20 protein-coding genes and 1 other annotated feature are annotated in these 20,979 nt (G+C 42.6%); of the genes, 2 read left to right on the forward strand and 18 right to left on the reverse strand.

All coding sequences use genetic code 11. The features are described 5' to 3' along the window. Positions 1-131: 131 nt before the first annotated feature. From BTW01_RS05060 to BTW01_RS05085, 6 genes are all read right to left on the reverse strand, one after another. Positions 132-1,349, reverse strand: coding sequence for an MFS transporter (locus BTW01_RS05060; protein WP_162102178.1), 1,218 nt, complete (start codon positions 1,347-1,349; stop codon positions 132-134). 103 nt (positions 1,350-1,452) lie between these two features. Beyond that, positions 1,453-2,370, reverse strand: coding sequence for an oligopeptide ABC transporter ATP-binding protein OppF (oppF, locus tag BTW01_RS05065; protein ID WP_162101942.1), 918 nt, complete (start codon positions 2,368-2,370; stop codon positions 1,453-1,455). Between the two features lies 1 nt (position 2,371). Continuing rightward, complete coding sequence (gene oppD, locus BTW01_RS05070) at positions 2,372-3,448, reverse strand: oligopeptide ABC transporter ATP-binding protein OppD (RefSeq protein WP_162101943.1); 1,077 nt, start codon at positions 3,446-3,448, stop codon at positions 2,372-2,374. A 4-nt stretch (positions 3,449-3,452) separates the two neighbouring features. Further along, on the reverse strand, positions 3,453-4,370 hold the full coding sequence (gene oppC / locus BTW01_RS05075; RefSeq protein ID WP_162101944.1) for an oligopeptide ABC transporter permease OppC: 918 nt from the start codon (positions 4,368-4,370) through the stop codon (positions 3,453-3,455). A gap of 3 nt (positions 4,371-4,373) precedes the next feature. Then, positions 4,374-5,309, reverse strand: a complete 936-nt coding sequence (gene oppB / locus BTW01_RS05080) for an oligopeptide ABC transporter permease OppB (protein ID WP_162101945.1) — start codon at positions 5,307-5,309, stop codon at positions 4,374-4,376. Between the two features lie 94 nt (positions 5,310-5,403). Continuing rightward, positions 5,404-7,044 carry a peptide ABC transporter substrate-binding protein gene (locus tag BTW01_RS05085; RefSeq protein ID WP_162101946.1) on the reverse strand — a complete coding sequence of 547 codons (1,641 nt, stop codon included), beginning with the start codon at positions 7,042-7,044 and terminating at the stop codon, positions 5,404-5,406. 472 nt (positions 7,045-7,516) lie between these two features. After that, positions 7,517-7,730, forward strand: a binding site (T-box leader). 56 nt (positions 7,731-7,786) lie between these two features. On the opposite strand from BTW01_RS05085, the gene trpS reads away from it, so the two are divergent. Beyond that, complete coding sequence (trpS, locus tag BTW01_RS05090; protein ID WP_162101947.1) at positions 7,787-8,779, forward strand: tryptophan--tRNA ligase; 993 nt, start codon at positions 7,787-7,789, stop codon at positions 8,777-8,779. Between the two features lie 33 nt (positions 8,780-8,812). On the opposite strand, the gene BTW01_RS05095 is transcribed toward trpS, so the two are convergent. The 9 genes from BTW01_RS05095 to fabH all read right to left on the reverse strand — a co-directional run bounded on the left by BTW01_RS05095 (position 8,813) and on the right by fabH (position 18,666). Further along, positions 8,813-9,565 carry a YjbA family protein gene (locus BTW01_RS05095; RefSeq protein WP_162101948.1) on the reverse strand — a complete coding sequence of 251 codons (753 nt, stop codon included), beginning with the start codon at positions 9,563-9,565 and terminating at the stop codon, positions 8,813-8,815. 205 nt (positions 9,566-9,770) lie between these two features. Next, the gene (appC, locus tag BTW01_RS05100; protein ID WP_162101949.1) at positions 9,771-10,682 is read right to left on the reverse strand and encodes an oligopeptide ABC transporter permease AppC; all 912 of its coding nucleotides are present in this window, start codon (positions 10,680-10,682) and stop codon (positions 9,771-9,773) included. Positions 10,683-10,699: 17 nt separating this feature from the next. Then, positions 10,700-11,650, reverse strand: a complete 951-nt coding sequence (gene appB, locus BTW01_RS05105) for an oligopeptide ABC transporter permease AppB (RefSeq protein WP_162101950.1) — start codon at positions 11,648-11,650, stop codon at positions 10,700-10,702. Between the two features lie 79 nt (positions 11,651-11,729). Beyond that, positions 11,730-13,358, reverse strand: a complete 1,629-nt coding sequence (locus tag BTW01_RS05110) for a peptide-binding protein (RefSeq protein WP_162101951.1) — start codon at positions 13,356-13,358, stop codon at positions 11,730-11,732. A gap of 86 nt (positions 13,359-13,444) precedes the next feature. Continuing rightward, entirely contained in the window at positions 13,445-14,434 is a 990-nt protein-coding gene (gene appF, locus BTW01_RS05115) for an oligopeptide ABC transporter ATP-binding protein AppF (protein WP_162101952.1), read from the reverse strand. Continuing rightward, on the reverse strand, positions 14,431-15,417 hold the full coding sequence (gene appD / locus BTW01_RS05120) for an oligopeptide ABC transporter ATP-binding protein AppD (RefSeq protein WP_162101953.1): 987 nt from the start codon (positions 15,415-15,417) through the stop codon (positions 14,431-14,433). The genes appF and appD overlap by 4 nt, the downstream gene beginning before the upstream one ends. Positions 15,418-15,604: 187 nt before the next feature. Beyond that, positions 15,605-16,390 carry a DUF2268 domain-containing protein gene (locus BTW01_RS05125; RefSeq protein WP_162101954.1) on the reverse strand — a complete coding sequence of 262 codons (786 nt, stop codon included), beginning with the start codon at positions 16,388-16,390 and terminating at the stop codon, positions 15,605-15,607. Between the two features lie 76 nt (positions 16,391-16,466). Further along, positions 16,467-17,705 carry a beta-ketoacyl-ACP synthase II gene (gene fabF / locus BTW01_RS05130; RefSeq protein WP_162101955.1) on the reverse strand — a complete coding sequence of 413 codons (1,239 nt, stop codon included), beginning with the start codon at positions 17,703-17,705 and terminating at the stop codon, positions 16,467-16,469. 22 nt (positions 17,706-17,727) lie between these two features. Continuing rightward, entirely contained in the window at positions 17,728-18,666 is a 939-nt protein-coding gene (gene fabH / locus BTW01_RS05135) for a beta-ketoacyl-ACP synthase III (protein ID WP_162101956.1), read from the reverse strand. Between the two features lie 196 nt (positions 18,667-18,862). Here fabH and BTW01_RS05140 point away from each other — a divergent pair, with 196 nt between their 5' ends. After that, positions 18,863-19,066 (forward strand): hypothetical protein, encoded by a 204-nt coding sequence (locus BTW01_RS05140; RefSeq protein WP_162102179.1) that lies wholly within the window; start codon positions 18,863-18,865, stop codon positions 19,064-19,066. Between the two features lie 30 nt (positions 19,067-19,096). Here the strand turns inward: BTW01_RS05140 and comZ are convergent, their stop codons facing one another. From comZ to BTW01_RS05155, 3 genes are all read right to left on the reverse strand, one after another. After that, positions 19,097-19,288 carry a ComG operon transcriptional repressor ComZ gene (gene comZ / locus BTW01_RS05145; RefSeq protein ID WP_162101957.1) on the reverse strand — a complete coding sequence of 64 codons (192 nt, stop codon included), beginning with the start codon at positions 19,286-19,288 and terminating at the stop codon, positions 19,097-19,099. 14 nt (positions 19,289-19,302) lie between these two features. Further along, a complete protein-coding gene (gene med / locus BTW01_RS05150; RefSeq protein ID WP_162101958.1) occupies positions 19,303-20,256 on the reverse strand; it encodes a transcriptional regulator Med in 954 nt (317 codons plus the stop codon). A 90-nt stretch (positions 20,257-20,346) separates the two neighbouring features. After that, the gene (locus BTW01_RS05155) at positions 20,347-20,904 is read right to left on the reverse strand and encodes a hypothetical protein (protein WP_162102180.1); all 558 of its coding nucleotides are present in this window, start codon (positions 20,902-20,904) and stop codon (positions 20,347-20,349) included. Positions 20,905-20,979 lie beyond the last annotated feature (75 nt).

Consider the following 20,979-nt stretch of genomic DNA (forward strand, 5'->3'; position numbering starts at 1 on the left):
ATACCCCATTTCTTCTTGTTTAAACAGCTTTACATCTATTAAGACGTACGAACTTCCGTCCTGGTTTCATTTTTTTAGCAAAAATCGAAGCCGGAAGCTCCATTCATGTTGAAATGTTATATCGCAAGCTTTCATGAAATACCGCCTTCCCGCTTGTAATGAAGCAAGCGGGGCTGCGCCAGCGCAATAAAAAACGTCATGATATATAATGCAGCGGCCGCAATAAAAGCTGTTTTCGCTCCAGCCGCATCAGCTACGAGCCCCATGATGGAGTAAGTAACGCCTGACCATGGAGTTAAAATTGCATTTTTGGCAGCCATAATCCCAATGCGCTTCTGCTCAGGAATGACCTCCTGCAGCATTGTTTCCTGGCAAATATCACGCACCTGATAAAAGGGACCCATGAATGCGCAAGCCAGCGCGCATAAAAAAGGGATTGGAGAAAAAGAAAACAAAAGGGTCAGTATCGACATCACAAGTGAGCTGAACATAATCGAATAGCCCATGTTTCGCTCAAAAATAGCAGAAAAACGAATAGCAATCACACTGCCGGCGATAGCACCTATAAAATAAGAAGCGTTAAACACCCCCCACCATACCTCCGTTGCATGCAAAACAGCTGCAGTAAACGCGAGAAGGATCGCAGAAGACCAAACAGAACCTGCCAAAGCCTCTATCATGTCCATCATCGTAATATCCTTTACAACAGGAAGGATCATTAAATCCTTCCATATACTTCTGGCAGATTGTGTTTCAGCTGTTCCTTCAGCCCTTTTTTCATTTACATGAAGCCCACTGATGGAGACTCCTGAAAGAACAAACAGACAAATGGCTGCACCGACAACGACTTCAAAAGGTACAGCATACGTCAGAAGGCCTCCAAGACCCCAACCCGCCGTTAGAAACAATTGATTTGAGAGGGAAATCACGCCATTCACTTTCACATATCGCTCTTTTGAAACGATAGTCGGCAGCAGCGCAAATCTTGCTGGCTGAAAAAACGCGCCTGCAAAAGAAAAACAGAATACAAACAATAGCGTGGCCCAAAAGAAAATCTGTCCATGATGACTGACGCCAAAAGCCATTAATATCGTAAAGACCGCCCTCAGAAGATTTGTGAACACAAGCACCTTTTTAAAACCAAGCTTGTGAAGCACAGGGGAAATACAAAAGCTTGCTGCTATACTCGCAAACGACATGAATGATAGAACAAGACTCGCCAAAAAGACGGAGTCTGTCATTTGATAGACTCGGACCATTAAAACGATTGTGACAAGGACTCCTGCTAAAGATTGAAGAGATTGAGACAGCAGAAGCGCAATAATATTTTTGTTATGCAGATATTGAATGGTCTTTCGCCTCCGCTTATTCCTCTACTTGAAATATTATTATTCTGAATTTCTATAATGACGTAAAAAAATCCTTCAAGAGATTTCTCTTGAAGGATTCATGTCATGAGTATGCTTTAAACTCTGCCTCCGTGCACATCACAAAATGCCCCGGTGTGACTTCACGGAATTCCATCGTTTCCCCATCTTTCAGCTGATGAACAGACGGATCATATTTCTTACGGACGCGATTTCTCTCATAGTCCGGATCTGGAAGCGGAATTGCTGAAAGCAATGATTTTGTATATGGATGAAGCGGATTCTCATAAAGCTCATCTGCCGGCGCAAGCTCAACCAATTTCCCGAAATACATGACGCCAATGCGGTCGCTGATGTATTTAACCATTGATAAATCGTGAGCAATAAACAAGTATGTGAGTCCTTTTTCTTTTTGCAGTTCTTTCATTAAATTCACGACCTGCGCTTGAATAGATACATCCAAAGCGGAAATTGGCTCATCGGCGATAATAAATTCTGGATCAACAGCAAGAGCTCTGGCAATTCCAATTCTTTGGCGCTGACCGCCGGAAAATTCATGAGGATAGCGGTTTGCATGCTCCTTGTTTAAACCGACTGTTTCCAATAGCTCATGGACCCGCCGTATCCGCTCTTTTTTAGTTTTTGCCAGCTTATGAATATCAAGGCCTTCAGCAATAATATCACCAACTGTCATTCTAGGATTCAAGGATGCATAAGGGTCTTGGAAAATCATCTGCATCTTGCGGTTGAACTCCAGCAGCTGTTTCCGAGATTTTTTCCCGTGTACATTTTCGCCGTTAAACAGCACTTCACCATCAGTCGCTTCGTACAGCCGAATAATGCTTCGGCCTGTTGTCGATTTACCGCAGCCGGATTCACCAACCAGCCCTAATGTTTCGCCTTTATAGATATCAAATGATAAACCGTCTACAGCCTTCACTGTTCCTTTCGGTGTGACAAAGTGCTGTTTTAAATGTTTGATTTCTAATAGTTTTTCAGCCAATTCATTCACCTTCTCTCACTAAGACAGGTTTTTCATACGTATTTGCCAGTTTGCGCATTTTCGCTTTTACCGCTTCAGGCGGCTCTACTTTTGGCGCGTCCGGATGAAGCAGCCACGATTTGACATAATGAGTATCAGATACCTTAAACATGGGCGGCTCCTGCTCAAAATCGATTTTCATCGCATAAGAGCTCCGCAACGCAAAAGCATCTCCTTTTGGCGGATTCGTCAAATCAGGCGGCGTGCCAGGAATCGCAGTCAGCTGTTCCCCTCCCGAACTTTTCAATGTCGGCATGGATGCAAGCAGCCCCCACGTATACGGATGTCTCGGGTCGTAGAAAATCTCGTCTACCGTACCGGTTTCTACAACCTGTCCCGCGTACATGACAGCGACCCGGTCAGCAACATTTGCCACAACACCAAGATCGTGTGTGATAAAGATGATGGATGTCTCAATTTTCTTTTGTAAATCCTTCATTAATTCAAGGATTTGCGCTTGAATCGTTACATCAAGAGCAGTCGTCGGTTCATCGGCGATGAGAAGCTTCGGATTCGCCGCTAGTGCCATCGCAATGACAACCCGCTGTCTCATCCCGCCTGAAAACTCATGAGGAAATTGATTGACCCGTTTTTCCGGCATCGGGATTCCGACTAAATCCAGCAATTCAACAGCACGTTTTTTCGCTGCTTCCTTTGAAATCTTTTCGTGTTTAAACAGCACTTCCGTAATTTGTTTTCCGACCTTCATCGTCGGATTTAAAGAGGTCATCGGATCCTGGAATATCATCCCGATCTCTTTTCCCCGGACATTTTGCATTTCTTTTTCAGACAGCGGCACCAGATCCTTGCCGTCAAACAAGATCTCACCACGCTTAAAATAACCTGGAGGCATTGGAATCAGCTTCATAATCGCTTGAGAGGTTACACTTTTTCCCGAACCTGATTCTCCAACGATAGCCAGCGTTTCTCCTTTATCCAGATGGAAATTCACTCCGCGGATTGCCTGAACCTCTCCGCCATATGTTTTAAATGAAATCGCTAAATCTTTTACTTCTAATAGGCGTGTCACCCGTATCACTCCCTTATTTACGTAACTTAGGATCCAATGCGTCTCTTAATCCGTCGCCGACAACGTTAAAACCAAACATCGTAATACAGATGAAACCGGCCGGGAAGAATAAACGCCACGGATAGTAGGTCAATGCAGGCAGTCCGTCAGAAGCCATCGTTCCCCAGCTTGCAAGCGGAGCCGGAACACCAAGTCCCAAATAACTTAAAAAAGCTTCTGTAAAAATCGCAGTCGGCACTGTCAATGTCATTGTGACCAAAATGGAGCCCATTGCGTTTGGCACGATATGTTTAAACAGCAGACGGGAAGTTTTTGCACCAAGCGTCTGTGAAGCAAGCACATATTCCTGATTCTTCAGCTGCAGCACTTGTCCCCGCACGATTCTGGCCATATTAATCCAGCCCGTTATCGTCATGGCAATAATAATCGTAAAGAGCCCTTTCGGAAGAACAACCATCAGTAAGATAACCATTAATAATGAAGGAACTGCCCAAAGGATATCGGCGATACGCATCATAATTTCATCCGTTCTGCCTCCGCGGAACCCTGAAATGCTTCCCCAAATTACGCCGATCAGCAAATCAAGAACAGCGGCCGCGACACCGATAAAGATTGAGATTCGCGCGCCTACCCATGTACGGACGAAAATGTCCCGTCCCAGATCATCTGTTCCGAACCAGTGATCTTTGGAAGGCGCCTTATCCGCATTTAAGAGATTAGTAGTCGAATAATCATATTTCGAGAAGAGCGGTGCTAAAATCGCCATAAGGATAATCAGTACAATAATCACAAGCCCGACCATTGCAAGCTTATTGCTGCGGAAGCGAAGTATCGCATCTTTCCAGAGGGAAAGGCTTTTTTTACTTATTTTCTCTGCATCACCGGCATTTGCTGCGGCTGGTTCAAACATATTTTTCGGAATGTTCTGCATGGCCTAGGCTCCTTTCTTTGCTTTGGAAAGCTTGATTCTCGGATCAATAATACCGTATAGCACGTCTACGATTAATACACATAATAAAAGGATGACACTGAAGAATACCGTTACACCCATAATGACTGTATAATCACGGTTTGTAATACTGTTTACGAAGTGTGCGCCAAGTCCCGGAATCCCAAAAATGGTTTCTATAATGAAGCTGCCCGTTAAGACTTGCGCGGCCATCGGTCCCATGTATGTAACAACTGGCAAAAGCGCGTTTCGGATGGCGTGCCGCACTGTAACGGCCGGACGGGACAGACCTTTTGCTTTCGCTGTGCGAATATAATCACTGTTCAACACTTCGATCATGCTTGAACGGGAAAGCCTGGCAATAAACGCCATCGGCATGGAAGCAAGTGCGATTGAAGGCAAAAAGGTGTATGCCCAGGAGTCCCACCCCGCGACTGGAAACAGACTAAGCTTCATGGAGAACACATATTGCAGAACAGCCGCCATGATAAAGCTCGGCACTGAAATACCAAAGATGGTTAAAATCGCAACGGTATAATCCTGCCACTTATTGTGGTAAAGGGCTGCAATGACCCCAAACAATACACCTAATGCTAAAGCGAGGAGAATAGCTTCTGCTCCAAGAGTGAATGAAACGGGGAATCCCGAATTGATCAGGTCGTTAACACTCTGACCTTTATATTTAAATGACGGTCCGAAATCCCACATTGCAACTGATTTCAAATAACTTACATATTGTACAAACAGCGGCTTGTCCAAGCCATAGTGTTCATTTAAGTTTGCTTCAATTTCAGGCGGAAGCTTTTTCTCATCCGAAAATGGCCCGCCCGGTGCTGCCTGCATTAAGAAAAAAGTCACGGTTACAATGACAAATAGAGTGATAACCATGTAGATTAAACGTCTTCCGATATATTTCAGCAAGGGGAAACACCTCCATTGTTTTTACATGATCAGTAAGAAAGGTATATGGGGAATAGGCCCCATATACCTTGAGGTTTTTTGTTTTCACATAGACTTATTGAAAGTACGCGTTTCTGAAATAAATTTCGCCGGTTCCAGTAACGATGGTTCCTTTCAGATTTTCGTCCTGCACCCAAGGGATCGTATAAAAATAGATTGGTGCAACAGGCATATCATCCATAAATACCTTCTCTGCTTTCTTAAGCAGTTCGATACGTTTGTTACTGTCTGTTTCAGTTTGGGACTCATTCAATAGCTTTTTAAATTCAGCGCTTTCCCAGCCAGTATCATTATTTCCGCCGTCTTTATCCTTGAACAATTCAAGGAAGGTGCTCGGATCATTATAGTCGGCAAGCCAGCCCATACGTCCCACTTGATAGTCGAGGCTGTGGAGTTTGTCGATATAGACATTCCATTCGGAATTATCAAGCTCAACATTTACGCCAAGATCTTTTTTCCACATTTCCTGAACAGCTTGTGCAAGTTTCGCATGCGCTTCATCCGTATTATAAGACAATTTAATTGCCGGAAGATCGGAAGCTTTGCTCAGCCCTAACTCCTTAAGACCTTTTTTCAAATATTCTTTCGCCGTTTTCACATCGTTATCGTCAAAATAACCTTTTTTATTATCTTCGAATCCCTTCATTGACGGTGGAACAGCGGCCATAGCAGGAATTTGCTCGCCCTGTGTCACGTTTTTCACGATAGATTGACGATTAATTGAATAGGCCAGCGCCTTACGGATGTTTACATTATCTAGCGGCTTTGCCGTCGTGTTAAATTTGTACCAATAAACACCAGCAATCGCTTCAACGTGTAAGGAATCATCTTTCTTCAAAGTTGGCAGCGATTCAGTCGGAAGCTGACCAAGCGGCATCCCTGCCCAATCAAGCTCACCAGCTTGGAATTTCTTAAGCTCAGTATTGTTATTGTTGATCATGACCATTTTGATATTTTTCAGCTTAACCTTGTCTTTGTCCCAATATTGATCATTTTTTTCAAGCGCAATAGATCCGCTGTGTTTCCAAGATGTCATTTTAAATGGTCCGTTGGAAACGTAATCTTTGCCCGCATTGGTATACCATTTTTCATTTTTCTCAGCAACCTTTTTGTTGACCGGCATATAAGTATAAAACGAAGTCAATTGAGTAAAAAACGGTGTCGGATGGTTCAATTCAACTTTTAACGTTTTATCGTTAACCGCTTTTACAGCTACATCATTTAAGCTTCCTTTTCCTGTGTTTGCTGCTTCCGCACCTTTGATGTAATACAGCTCATAGGCATACTGCGACTCATTAGCAGGATCAAGAGCCCATTTCCAGGCATATTCAAAATCTTGTGCTGTTACAGGGTCGCCGTTTGACCATTTTGCGCCATCACGAATTGTAAATGTATATGTCTTTCCATCTTTGCTCGTTTCAATTTTAGAAGCTGCGCCTTCTTCAGGCTCACCATCTGCATTAATGCGTGTCAATCCTTCAAAAGTCTGACGGATAACACCCCCTGATACTGAATCTTTTGCCAATCCCGGATGTAAAGAATACGGCTCAGTTTTGATATTAATATCAAGTGTCGTCTTTCCTTTACTGTCCTTTTTCCCTTCACCGTTTGATCCGCCGCTGCCGCCAAAGCCGCAGGCGCTCAGCACAAGAGTGAAAATGAGTATCAACGTGACAATCGACCAACGTTTTTTCATATTCGCAAACCCCCTAATCATAATTTTCAGCTCCTCACGGCCAAATCATCAGAAATATCAGACAAATGAACCTAAGTTTCCATAACTTTTACTCTGTTCCGTCTTTTCTGATTATTTTTGTAAAAAAGCTGTAACACTAGAGTGAACAAGTTCATTATAATGAAACAAATAATTTATTGCAATATTATTTTTTCAATTTAAAATATTTGAACTTCGTTAGTTTTTCTACCATGAACATAATATCCTTCTATCGTTTAAAGCGGAAATTCGTTGAAAACGATTTTAGGAGTTTTTTATCCATTTTGCTTTTTACATATAATATCTAGCTGTTTTCACCGCTGAGAGCAGCTATCATTTAGAGGTTTTAATAGTACCCGCAGTATTTCTATCATTACAATGTTACCGGAAAAAAGAGTGTTTTTTCATGATGACAATTGGTTATAATTGATTTATAATGAAGCAATCAAAAGAAAAGCCTGCTATGAAAAAGAGTAGTACACGTTTCACCCGTTTGAAGAGAGTCTGCGGTGCTGGGAGCAGATAACGGGCAATGTGGAATGGACTTTGGAGCAGCTGACCGAAACCGCAAAAGTAGGCTCAGCCGGAGCAGTCTCCGTTACAAACGTTAGAGTGATTCCATTTTAATGGAATAATCAGGGTGGTACCACGGTTCATTCGTCCCTTTTTACAGGGGAAGAATGAGCCTTTTTATTATGTTTTCAGAAATGAGGTTGATGTTTTTATGGAGAAAACGATTTTTTCAGGTATTCAGCCGAGCGGCTCCGTTACGCTCGGCAACTATATCGGCGCAATGAAGCAGTTTGTCGAACTGCAGCATGATTATAACAGCTATTTTTGCATCGTCGATCAGCATGCGATAACCGTACCTCAAGACAGGCTGCAGCTAAGAAAGAATATTCGCAGTTTGGCGGCGCTTTACTTAGCGATCGGTCTTGATCCTGAAAAAGCAACATTATTTATTCAGTCAGAGGTTCCCGCACATGCGCAGGCTGGCTGGATGATGCAGTGTGTCGCGTATATTGGTGAGCTTGAACGAATGACTCAATTTAAGGACAAGTCTAAAGGCAACGAAGCTGTCGTCTCCGGCCTGTTAACATATCCGCCGCTGATGGCCGCTGATATTCTGCTATATGGAACAGACCTTGTGCCTGTCGGTGAGGATCAAAAGCAGCACCTTGAGCTGACGCGAAATCTTGCCGAACGCTTCAACAAAAAATACAACGACATTTTTACAGTTCCAGAAGTGAAAATCCCTAAAGTCGGCGCGCGCATCATGTCTTTGAATGACCCGCTGAAGAAAATGAGCAAATCCGATCCGAACCAGAAGTCGTATATTACATTGCTGGATGAGCCAAAGCTTCTTGAAAAGAAAATCAAAAGCGCTGTGACAGATTCTGAAGGCATTGTGAAGTTTGATAAAGAAAACAAACCGGGCGTTTCCAATCTTCTTACGATTTATTCAATCCTCGGCAATACGACAATTGAAGAGCTTGAAGCAAAGTATGAAGGGAAAGGCTACGGCGAGTTCAAAGGTGATTTGGCAGAGGTTGTGGTCAACGCATTAAAACCGATTCAAGACCGCTATCATGAACTGATTGAATCTGATGAATTAGATCGGATTCTCGATGATGGCGCGGAACGGGCGAACCGGACAGCAAACAAAATGCTGAAAAAAATGGAGAATGCCATGGGTCTTGGCCGAAAAAGACGCTGATCAAAAAACCGCTCTTTGAAAGAGCGGTTTTTTTCAATTCACCTTTGATTCATTTTCCAATTCCCACAGTTTTTCGAAGAAAGGCTGTCCTTTTATCAAGTTTTCACAAAAAGTCAAATGCTTGTCTGACCAGCCTTCAATGGTTTCGTTATACAGCATGTCCCAAATCTCTTCAAAGCTCATTCGTTTGATTTGTTCATACATATGCGGATTCCACTCTGTGTACCAGTAGCCGATTTCGGCACGGTTTTTCAATCCCTTTAATTGATCAAGCGCCATAAACATCAGCTGCTTGATTTGCCGTTCTTTTCTCGTCAGTCCTCTGACATGCTCTGGCGCTAATGATAAAATATGATATTCTTTTGAGGATTCCAGCTTTTTTGGCTCAAATTCATATGTTTCAGGCTCTACATCTTTTACCATTTCATAAACAAGCTGTTCCTGTCTTGGAATGAGACGGCTTTTTCTGACAGGGATTGTGTATCCGATTGTATCGACAGCCAAAATGCCGATTCCGTCTGTTACGACAAAACAATACTCAAGCTTTGTCCGCTCATGATTTTTCCGTATATACGATTTCTGATGTACGTCTTCAAGCAAACCTTTCGGCAGCTCAGATAAATCATTTTCTATGTAATGAAACAATATTGACGGCACCCTTAATAGCGGCACCTGATCCAAAAGCTCAACCGTATCTTCCTTGCGCCATTCATGAAAGTGACATACATTGTAGCCATTTTCTTCCCCTTCAAACCAATTAACCCACACATCATGAAGAAATAACATCTCTAACCCCTCACTTTTATAAAAACTGTTGTCCACAGTATAGGCAAGGGACAGAGAAATTATTCCAAAGAGTTTGAGGAAATCTGGCATCACTGGAATGATCTTAACATCACAAGGAGCAGACCGATTTGTATATTTTCTAACAAAGAGAGACCTATTTTTCTTCTTTTTCCGTTATATTTTATAACAAATATTATTTTCATTTTTATTTAATATGTTTCGGATCAAGCGCATCCCGCAGACCATCACCAACAAAGTTGAAACATAAAACGGTCATTAAAATAAATAGCCCGGGAAATAATGGGTACCACCATGCTTGAATCATTACTGTGAAATTCTGTGCGTCTTGAAGCATGTTTCCCCAGCTTGCGATTGGAGGCTGGATTCCGAAGCCCAAGTAACTTAATGCTGATTCAGCAAGAATGACAGTACCTACTTTCAGCGTCGCCGAGACGATAATCGGTCCTAAAGCATTTGGCAGGATATGCGAAAAAATAATTTTATGAGTCTTTGTTCCAATTGTTTTAGCGGCGAGAACATATTCCCTTGAACGAAGTGACAAGAACTCTCCCCTTACTAACCGTGCTGTCGTGGTCCAGCCTGTGAGACAGAAAATTAAAATCAGTTTATCCACCCCCGGCTTAAAGATCGTGACCAGCGTGATCAGCAAGAAAATATCTGGAATAGATAATACAATGTCGACCAGACGCATGATGACAGCATCAACTATTCCTCTGAAATATCCCGCTAACGCCCCAAAAACTGTTCCGATCAAAATCGAACCGACTACAGACGCAAAACCAACCAATAAAGAGACACGTGCTCCATACAAGATCCTACTGAAAATATCACGTCCAAATTTATCGGTTCCCATCAAATGCTCAAGGCTCGGTGCCTTATATTTATCAAGCAGGCTTTGCTGTTCTTGGGGATATGGCGCAATTAATGGAGCGAATATAGCAGATATAATGATGATAAAAAGAATGACAGCACCTAGAATGGCCAGCTTGTTTTTCGAGAATTTCTCCCAGAATATCTTGATCATCGTTTCTGGTTTTTTCGAAATACTTTCTTTCAGCCTGATCTCCGGCGAGGGAGTTGTATGCAGCTCTGACATCTCTGTTTCCCCTCCTTTTAATATTCGATCCGCGGATCAACAATCGCATAAAGGATATCTGCAACGAGGTTTCCAATAACGACAAGCACCGCTGAGATGACAGTCATCGCCATGATAACCGGATAATCACGCTGGAATGCCGAATCAACAAACAGCTTTCCTAACCCCGGCCAAGTGAAAATTTGTTCGACAACGACAGATCCACCAATAAATGAAGGAATCATCAAACCGAAAATCGTAATGACGGGTAATAATGCGTTCCTCAATCCATGTTTAAATAACACTCTGTTCTCTTTAAACCCTTTTGCTCTCGCTGTACGAATATAATCTTGATTTAATACATCAAGCATATTGGATCTCGTGTATCGCGTCAGTCCGGCCATGTCAGCTGTCGCTAATACAAATGCAGGCAGAATTAAATGATGAATCCGGTCAAATATATTGAAATCGGCATTCAGCGTCTCGACACCGCCGGTTGGAAACCAGCCGAGATTTACCGATAACACCATAATCAAAATTAATCCGAACCAAAAGTTTGGTATAGCCAGACCTATAAATGAGGTAAACGTAATGCCATAGTCGAGCTTTGAATAAGGCCGCTTTGCCGACAAAACACCGAATGGAATAGAAATCACAAGGGCCATAATCGTCGAAACGAGCATCAGCAGGAGCGTATTAGGCATCCTTGCCGTAATCAGTTCTGAAACAGGGGTTCCTTTTCTGACAATAGACGTTCCAAAATCACCCTGCACCATGTTGCCGAGCCACTTTAAATATTGAACGTACTGAGGGTCATTCAGACCGTATTTTTCAATAAACTGCTCTCTGTCAGCCTGGCTGATTTTCGGATCCATCATTAACGTCATCGGGTCTCCGGGCGCCGCTTTCATGATAACAAATGATAGAATCGTAATTCCCAATAAAATCGGAATAGACATTAAGGTTCTTCTGATAATATATGCAGCCATATTATTACTTGTCCCCCTTTGCTTTCCTTATTAAAAACAGAAGAGGGAGAAAACGCTCTCCCTCCCCTTTAAGGGATAATTATTTTGCAAGCCACCATTTTTCAATATTGTATAAATCACGCTTCGGATGGTATTTGTATCCTTCAAGATTTTGCGGCATTGCCATATGGTTGTTAGGGTAATACAAAAACGTATACGGCTGATCTTCCGCAATTTTTTGATAAATCTGCTCATATTCTTTTGAATATTGCTCTCTGTCGCTGATTGATTTTGCCTCTTTCATGAGTTTATCCGCTTCGGCATTTTTATACCAAACGTAGTTTAAGCCTTTTTTGATTTGACTTGAATGGAAAGTGTCATATTGATCAGGGAATGTGGACAAACTCCATCCCATGACCATTGCATCAAAATTCCAATTTGGAGGATTCATTTGTTCAACGAGAGCACTCCATTCAACAATTTGGGTCTTTACTTCAATTCCGATTTTTTTCAGTTGCTCTTGAACAACGACAGCGATATCTTCACGGACTTTGTTTCCTTGGTTCGTTTTAAGCGTAAACGAGAATTTCTTTCCGTCTTTATCTAAAATGCCGTCACCGTTCGTATCTTTCCAGCCGGCTTCTGCGAGCATTTGTTTCGCTTTTTTCTCGTTATACGCAAATTTTGGAACTTCTATATCTTTAGGATAGTTCCAAGATAAAGGGCTTTCCGGAATGTGAGCTACCTTTCCGTCTCCATCTAATACTTGGTTGACAATTGACTCGCGGTCAAGAGCAGTTGTCAGCGCCTGACGGACCTTTTTATCCTTAAATAGTTCATTTTTTTCATTCCATCCGATATATATATAACTTAATGCCAAATCAGTAACGACTTTCACGTTATTGAATTTTTCTGCCATTTTATAGTCAGTGGCGGGCACATTAAAAAAGTTAATATCGCCTGCCTGCAGCTGAGTAACGGCAGCATTTGCATCAGGAATGACTTTATACGTCACAGTATCTAAATACGGTCTTCCATCAAAATAATCATTATTCGCTTCGAGCTTAATATATTGGCCCTGCTTCCATTCTTTAAACTTAAATGGACCTGAACCGATTGGTTTCTTTCTGTTAAACTCATTTTCTTCTAAATCGGCAATCGGAACATTACCGAGAATGTGCTTCGGCAGAATGGCTGTGCTGTCTAACGCATTATTGTAGAAATTACCGTCTTTATATTTCAGCTTGAATAATACTTCGTAATCGCCTTTTTTCTCGACGGATTTCAGCATTTCATATGTTGAGCCGCGTTCTCCCTTGTAATCTTTGCTTAAAGGGACACTGTACGTAAATACGACGTCGTCTGCAGTCAGTTCTTTTCCGTCATGAAACTTAACACCTTTTTTGATTTTCACATCATATGCCAGACCGCCGTCCAATTCTTTAATACTTTCAGCGAGCGACATTTTCACATTTAGTTTTTCATCCGTTTTCGTTAAAAAGCTGTACAGCATATTTTCAATTTCCGTACTTGCATCATCCGTAGAATACAGAGAATTAAAAAGCGTGGGTTCCCCGATTGACCCGACTACCAAATCTCCGCCTTGCTGTGGTTTTCCTGCTGGTTTTTTCTCGCTGCTGCTTGATTTTGAGCCTGAGCAGGCTGATAAGAAGATGGCTAGAACCATGAATACACTAAGCATCGTCAGTGCGCTTTTCCGTCTTTTCATTCAATATTCCCCCTCTTGAAATGTTCGTTATTCTCAGCTGTTGTTTATGTAGTGCATACCCCCTCTCAAAGCTAGTCGGGTAACAATTAGCTATAAAGGTGACAAGCCACAAAGTGGTTGGGAGCAGCTTCTTTGAATGCTGGTATTTGTTCCTTGCATATCGGCTTTGCGGCAGGACATCTTGTGTGGAAAACGCAGCCTTTTGGCGGGTTTGCCGGACTTGGCAGTTCTCCCTTCAGGACGATGCGTTCACGTTTGACAGATCCTTTTCTTCTTGTAACCGGAACGGACGATAGAAGCGCTTGGGTGTATGGATGGAGCGGATTGTCGTAAAGTTCATTTTTGCCGGTTAATTCCATCATTTTTCCAAGATACATCACTCCGACTCTGTCGCTGATGTGGCGGACGACACTTAGGTCATGAGAGATAAATAGATACGTCAAATGAAATTCTTCCTGCAATTCTTCCATTAAATTAATCACTTGGGCCTGAATAGATACATCAAGTGCGGAAACCGGTTCATCTGCAATAATCAGCTCTGGATGTAACGTGAGCGCTCTGGCGATGCCTATCCGCTGACGCTGTCCCCCGGAAAATTCATGGGGATAACGGCTGGCAAACGACGGGTGAAGACCAACTCTCGCAAGCAGTTCTTCGACTTTTTCGTTTCGTTCGCGCATCGTATACATGTGGTGTGTGTTAAATGGCTCTTTAATGATGGAACGCAGCGTTTTTCTCGGGTTCAAAGAAGCAAACGGATCCTGAAAAACCATTTGAATATTTTTGCGGACACTTTTCCGCAGCTTCTCCTCTGACAGATTGGAAATATCCTGCCCTTTAAAAAGAATTTGGCCTTCTGTTGGTTTGTACAGCCTGATCATCGTCCTGCCGGCAGTCGATTTTCCGCAGCCCGATTCTCCGACGATTCCGAGCGTTTCTCCCTTATGTAATGAAAATGAAACACCGTCCACTGCTTTTACATCCCCGACTTTTCTTTGGAAAAGGCCTGAGCGGATCGGGAAGTATTTTTTCACGTCACGAAGCTCTAAAATTGTTTCTGGATTAGCTGCTGTCATGATTGTTCGGCACCTTCTTCCTCATATAAAAAGCATCTTACTGTTCTTCCGCTTTTGTGCGTCAAAAGCGAAGGCTGATTTGTCCAGCATTTATCCATCGCTTTCGGACACCTTGGGGCAAAGCGGCACCCCGGCGGCAGGTTATCTGGTGTCGGCACGCTGCCTTTAATCGCGTTTAATTTATCAATCTCCCCATCTATCACGGGAATCGACGTAAGCAGGCCTTCCGTATAAGGATGCAGCGGTTCTAAAAATAAGTCGTCAACTGTGGCGTTTTCCACGACTTGTCCGCAGTACATGACAATCACTCTGTCGGCCGCTTCTGATACGACACCTAAGTCGTGAGTAATGAGAAGAATCGACGTGTTGAACTTCCGACAGATATCCTTCATCAGTTCCAGCACTTGGGCTTGTATTGTCACATCCAGTGCTGTCGTCGGTTCATCGGCGATGAGCAGTTTAGGGTTACAGCTGAGTGCGACGGCAATCATCACCCGCTGTCTCATTCCGCCGGACAGCCGGTGCGGATACTCCTTCATCATTTGCTCGGCCCGCGAGAAACCAACCATTCGCAAGAGGTCAACAGCTTTTTGGTGAGCTTCTTTTTTCTTCATGTTTTTATGATAAATCAGCACTTCGGTAATTTGTTCTCCGATTGTTAACACCGGATTAAGGGAGGTCATTGGTTCCTGAAAGATCATAGATACTTCGTTTCCGCGGATTTTGCAAAAGTCGTTTTCAGTGAATGAGGTGAGGTCTTTGTCTTCGAGTTTAATAGAGCCGTCCATAATTTTTCCGCCAGAGCTTTGGACAAGGCCCATGATTGATAATGAAGTAATGCTTTTCCCGGAGCCCGATTCACCTACAAGCGCGACGGTTTCACCTTTGCTGATGTGAAAATCGACGCCGTCAACCGCAGGGATCGGCTCCTTTTTTCTAAAAAAATAAGTCTTTAAATTATTTACTTCCAAAAGTGTGCTCACGCTAACTCCCCTTTCCCTCTCTTGATGTATTCATATCCAAGAAAAAGCAATCCGTTTATTCAGAAATAATAAATTATATTGAATTATCGAAAAATTTATAGTTGTATATTATTACAACCATTTTGCAAAATCAAGAATTTTTTAGGATAAATGTAATATTATTAACAAAATTTCATTTTTTATTCTTTTATACAATTGCTTTCAAAAAGGTTTCAGTAGGAATGGACAGCCCATCTGCTGTGTTTGCTTTGTTGGCCGTTAAATACTTTTTTACAATATTGAATCCGACTGCGTATCCAAGCATATTGGGCTGATGTCCTTTGCCGAATAACAGCTGGGAGAATAGTCGATTGTCCCGTTTGATATCCTGATGGGGTACAATCTTTTTTTCGTATAAAGCTTGCAGCTGTTCGGGGGTATACCAAGATGTCCATTCAGCCGTTTGGCTTCGGCCGAACCTCTCATATACAGCATATTCTGCCAGACCTTCCATGATGATTGTATCAAGCAATGTGACATCCTTTTCATCTTTTGTCAGATGATCTAATCGGCAAATGTGATGATATTCATGTGTCATCAAGGCAGATACTGATGCAAAATCAAGCTCTGACGAAAGAAAAAGGAACATTTTGTCTTGAAAGGCGAGTCCTGCTTTTGATCCGAATTCTAAACGCAGTCTCCTGTTTCGTTCATCAACCGGCAGCGGGACAATCGGTACATCAGGACCGTGCCATTTGTTTTTCAGGTACTGTTCTTCTTTCTGAATATGTTCGTAAAATCCTTTTTCTTTCAGCTTCAAAGCAGTATGAGATCCCTCTTTTATGTTTTTAAACATTCCATGGTGCTGAAGATGGCTGAGAATGCCTTTCCAGTTCTTTTTTTCCGCACCTGAAAAAAGGGGGACAATGTAATGGGCCAAATCATCTATTGAAGCAGCCTGTCTGAACCAGTTATCTGTTTGTTCCACACTCATGTGATCGCCTCCTCTTTTTATTCTATGCGCATAAAAAAAACCGGCTACCCCGAAGGGAGCCGGTTTGGCGTCATCATTACTCATATTTCTTAAAGATTAATGTAGCATTGTGTCCGCCGAATCCCAACGAGTTGCTGAGAACATAATTGAGATCCTGTTTGCGGGCTTCATCAGGTACATAATCTAAATCGCATTCTTCGTCAGGTGTTTGAATATTGATTGTCGGCGGGATCACACCTTCTTTAATGGCAAGCACAGAGAAAATCGCTTCAATACCGCCGGCCGCTCCTAAGAGGTGACCTGTCATCGATTTTGTAGAGCTTATCGCAAGTTTATGCGCATGCCCGCCGAACACGGTTTTGATTGCCATTGTTTCGTATTTGTCATTGTAATACGTGCTTGTCCCGTGTGCATTGATATAATCAATTTCTTCCGGGGCAATATTCGCATCTTTAATGGCTTCTTTCATTGCTCTCGCTCCGCCTTCACCATCTTGGGCCGGCGCTGTGATATGATAAGCGTCTCCCGTTGAGCCGTAGCCGACAATTTCTCCGTAAATTTTAGCACCGCGGGCAAGGGCATGCTCAAGTTCTTCAAGAACGATGATCCCTGCGCCTTCACCCATGACAAAGCCATCACGGTTTTTATCAAATGGGCGGCTCGCTGTTTTCGGGTCTGGATTGGTAGACAGCGCTTTGTTAGCACTGAAACCGGCGAATGACATTCTTGTCAGCGGCGCTTCTGTTCCGCCTGTGACCATTACGTCTGCGTCACCGCGCTGAATGACTTTAAACGCATCACCGATGGAGTTCGTTCCTGTAGCACATGCTGTAACTGTACAAGAGTTAACCCCTTTTGCTCCCAAGGCAATAGAAATCTGGCCTGTTGCCATATCAGGAATCATCATTGGCACGAAAAACGGGCTTACCCGTCTTGGGCCTTTTGTTAAAAAAATTTCAAATTGAGATTCTAGGGTTTCAAGTCCTCCGATTCCGGAACCTACCCAAACACCGACTCTCGGCGCGATCTCATCGTTAATGTCGAGATCCGCGTCTTCAACAGCCATTTTCGCAGCTACAACCGCATATTGTGTAAAACGATCCATTTTTCTAGCTTCTTTTCTATCCATATAATCTTCAACATTGAAGTCTTTTAATTCAGCGGCTACTTTTGCCGGATATTCTTCAGCATCAACACGAGTGATCGGAGCGATTCCGGACACACCGTTGATTGCGTTATTCCAGCTTGTATCGACGTCGTTGCCAAGCGGAGATAACGCTCCAAGTCCTGTGACAACTACTCTTTTTTTACTCATCTTGTGTGCACCTCACCTTTTTTTATCGGCCCCAGCGGATTGCAATGGCGCCCCATGTTAATCCTCCGCCGAATCCAACCATAACGACTACATCGCCGTCTTTGATTTTACCAGCTTCCAATTCTTCTACTAGAGAGATCGGAATGGACGCGGCAGAAGTATTCCCATATTTATGAACGGTTTTAGACATCTTTTCGACAGGAAGCTCTAAACGCTCGCGAGCGGCTTCCATAATGCGGATATTCGCCTGATGCGGAATCAAAAAGTCGACATCCTCTTTTGAAAGTCCAGCTTTTTCAATGACATTGACACATGATTCTCCCATTTGGCGGACTGCAAATTTGAAGACTTCTCGTCCATTCATGATTGTATGTCCTTTTTCATTCAGATACAAGTGCTGACCGCCTGTGCCGTCTGCCCCTAGTTCAAATGAAAGGATTCCTTTATCTTCGCTGACTGGCCCGACGACCGCAGCGCCTGCTCCGTCTCCAAACAGAACGGCTGTATTGCGGTCTTCCCAATCTGTAATGCTTGAGAGTTTTTCTACACCGACAACAAGAACATGCTTGTAGGTTCCGGATTCGATAAATTGTTTACCTGTTATCACTCCGTACATGAAACCCGCACAAGCCGCGCTAATATCCATAGCACACGCTTTCTTTGCGCCGAGCTGTTCTTGAATCATACAAGATACAGTTGGAAATGACTGATCTGGTGTAACAGTGGCAACCAGAATCATGTCTAGGTCCTCAGCTGCGACTCCAGCTTGTTCCATCGCTTTTTTCGCCGCTGCAACAGCCATATGTGATGAATATACATCATCCGCAGCAATTCTTCTTTCTTCGATTCCTGTTCTCGTACGAATCCATTCGTCAGAAGTTTCAACCATTTTTTCAAGATCATGATTTGTTAAAACCTTCTCAGGAATGTAACGTCCAACACCAAGTAATCCAGCTTTCATAAGGGAAGACTCCTTTATATTGTAAATTTAGAAAGATCAATCAGGTTATGATCAATTATTAGTATCAGGTACTAATTCTATCCTATTTTTTTTCACAAGGCAATATATTCGTCTAAACTATCAGTTCATCTCACTCATAGAGTATAGAGTATGGTATGTAGAAAGGGGGCGTACGCAGTTGGATGTGTTTTCAAGGATGATGTTCGGCGATTCCGCAAAACAAACAGCTGAGAAGGAAGAACAGCAAGAAGAGGTATCCCAGACAAACGAAGAAGAGACGACTTATCACATGCAAATCATGGATCAAATCGGTTCAATTATGAACTCTCTTGATCAAATCAAGCCTGCTTTAAAAGAGCTTGCGCCGATGTTTTCGGCTATTAAAAAGAAAATCATGTGAAAAGCCACTTTCGAAAAAGTGGCTTTCTTTTTATTCGGTTTCGGATTTCGCGTCAGACTTGCCCAGCTCATAAGCTTCCGCCATTACCGTTGTAAATAGATTCATAAACGGCTGTAAAGCTTCCATTGACAGCTCAATTCCTGATTTTTCAATCTGTTCTTTCGCTTCAGGCAAATACTTCATAGCAATTTGCAGGAACTCAAGTGATTTTTCGTGTTGCATGTGACGTCACTCCATTACTCGTTTTTTGGCAGTTCGCCTGTTTTGTTGTACGTTTTGATCAGCTTAGCGATTCTTTGCTGAAAGTCTTTATCAATAAGCGGGCTGAATGTTCCCATTTCAACAACCCCCGTTTTCAGGTCGTAGTAATGATCGCCGCCTTTAAGGGTGCCTTTGTTGAATTGCTCAGCGATAATTTCATAGGCCTTGTCCACATTTTGCACCGTACTGGTTAATACCGTATTTTCGCCCAGATCAGATTGATCTGTGACGTAACCGATAGCATAAAAGCCGTCTTTTTTGATTTGCTGAATGACAGGAACATTATACCCGTCTCCGGCGGGATACACAACATCCACACCTTCGTTTTTCATTTTCTGATAGAGCTTTACTGCTATAGAATCATCATCCCAATGATCTGTATATTTTGTATTTACTTCAATATCGGGATTTTCATATTTAGCTCCTTTGATAAAACCGTCAACCTCTGGCTGCCACATAAAGGAAGCAATCACGCCGACCTGATTCGTGTTCGACATATAAGCAGCTGTCATTCCTCCAAAAAAGCCCATTGCTTCGCCGCTGAAATGGACACTCGTTACATTATCCGCTTCCGCTTTCGCATTAGAAATCACGAATTCCATATCTGGATAATCTTCACTGACCATGTTAAACACCTCTGCATATTCATTCCCATGGCCATAGAGTAGATTAACACCCCGTTTATGGAAATCCTCAATCGCATTTATAATATCTTCATCTGTTTTAACGCCTTCTTTATAGTAGACGTCCACATTGTATTTTGATTGTATATTCAGTAATCCTTTATACCCTTTTGTGCCCCATACGAGGTCATTAATCGTATCAGGAAAGAGCATGCCGACCTTCTCAATTTTTCCTTTAAACGGAGTTTGTCCACATCCGCTTAATAAAAGGAGGACAGAAAAGATCATGACAATCCTTGTGACCAAGTCGTGTTCAACCCCTTTTGACAAGCTATAACATCTATCATTTTTCTACGCCTATTGTATCTAGAAAACCAGAAACATGGAAGGTATTTCTTAATATTTGTCGAAAATTGATGAAAATTGTCTTTTCCAGTCGGAAATTTTTGCTTTCGCTTCTTCTTTTGACGTTTTTTCTGTGACTTGCAGCTCAAAAAACTGATTTTTGCTATCACGGCTTGGTTTAAGCAGGAATCTCAGCAGTTCGTCAGCCACATCGTCCGTGTAACAGCCGTCTTCATCGATTTTTTCTTGCCAGGGACCATACATTTTCGGCAGGATCACCGTTTCTCCCGTCCCCTTCTTTTCATGTTTTTCCCACTCTTTTCGATCTTGTTCATATACTAATATATAGGGAGAGTCAAATTGGTCTAAAGGCAACCAGTCTCCGAACTGGATACAAATTGTATCATATTTTTGATCTTCAATGTGCTTAAGTTGGCGAAAGAGTTCATTTCTCCCAAGCCACATGAGTCTTTCTTCTAAGTACATTTGTCTCATTTCATCTTCTGTTCCCGTCAGAATGGCATCAACATGTATGCCTTCATTTAACATCCTCTCGCATAATGAAAGGCCGAAAAATTCGTCCGCACCTATAATCAGTGTTGATTCCATTTGTATCTGCCGCCCTTCCGGTTTTTCTTTTCCCAATACAAAAAACAGCCTCCGCAAAAGAGAAGGCTGCTGTTA

It is taken from the genome of Bacillus sp. SKDU12 (assembly GCF_010093085.1).
In the GTDB taxonomy this organism is placed as follows: domain Bacteria; phylum Bacillota; class Bacilli; order Bacillales; family Bacillaceae; genus Bacillus; species Bacillus mexicanus.

Bases quoted from the DNA above. Each gene is read 5' to 3' on its own strand.
- oppC (WP_162101944.1), bottom strand. From the start codon at position 4,370: ATGCAGAACATTCCGAAAAATATGTTTGAACCAGCCGCAGCAAATGCC.
- BTW01_RS05085 (WP_162101946.1), bottom strand. From the start codon at position 7,044: ATGAAAAAACGTTGGTCGATTGTCACGTTGATACTCATTTTCACTCTT.
- trpS (WP_162101947.1), top strand. From the start codon at position 7,787: ATGGAGAAAACGATTTTTTCAGGTATTCAGCCGAGCGGCTCCGTTACG.
- BTW01_RS05095 (WP_162101948.1), bottom strand. From the start codon at position 9,565: ATGTTATTTCTTCATGATGTGTGGGTTAATTGGTTTGAAGGGGAAGAA.
- appC (WP_162101949.1), bottom strand. From the start codon at position 10,682: ATGTCAGAGCTGCATACAACTCCCTCGCCGGAGATCAGGCTGAAAGAA.
- appB (WP_162101950.1), bottom strand. From the start codon at position 11,650: ATGGCTGCATATATTATCAGAAGAACCTTAATGTCTATTCCGATTTTA.
- BTW01_RS05110 (WP_162101951.1), bottom strand. From the start codon at position 13,358: ATGAAAAGACGGAAAAGCGCACTGACGATGCTTAGTGTATTCATGGTT.
- appF (WP_162101952.1), bottom strand. From the start codon at position 14,434: ATGACAGCAGCTAATCCAGAAACAATTTTAGAGCTTCGTGACGTGAAA.
- BTW01_RS05125 (WP_162101954.1), bottom strand. From the start codon at position 16,390: ATGAGTGTGGAACAAACAGATAACTGGTTCAGACAGGCTGCTTCAATA.
- fabF (WP_162101955.1), bottom strand. From the start codon at position 17,705: ATGAGTAAAAAAAGAGTAGTTGTCACAGGACTTGGAGCGTTATCTCCG.
- fabH (WP_162101956.1), bottom strand. From the start codon at position 18,666: ATGAAAGCTGGATTACTTGGTGTTGGACGTTACATTCCTGAGAAGGTT.
- BTW01_RS05140 (WP_162102179.1), top strand. From the start codon at position 18,863: ATGATGTTCGGCGATTCCGCAAAACAAACAGCTGAGAAGGAAGAACAG.
- comZ (WP_162101957.1), bottom strand. From the start codon at position 19,288: ATGCAACACGAAAAATCACTTGAGTTCCTGCAAATTGCTATGAAGTAT.
- BTW01_RS05155 (WP_162102180.1), bottom strand. From the start codon at position 20,904: ATGGAATCAACACTGATTATAGGTGCGGACGAATTTTTCGGCCTTTCA.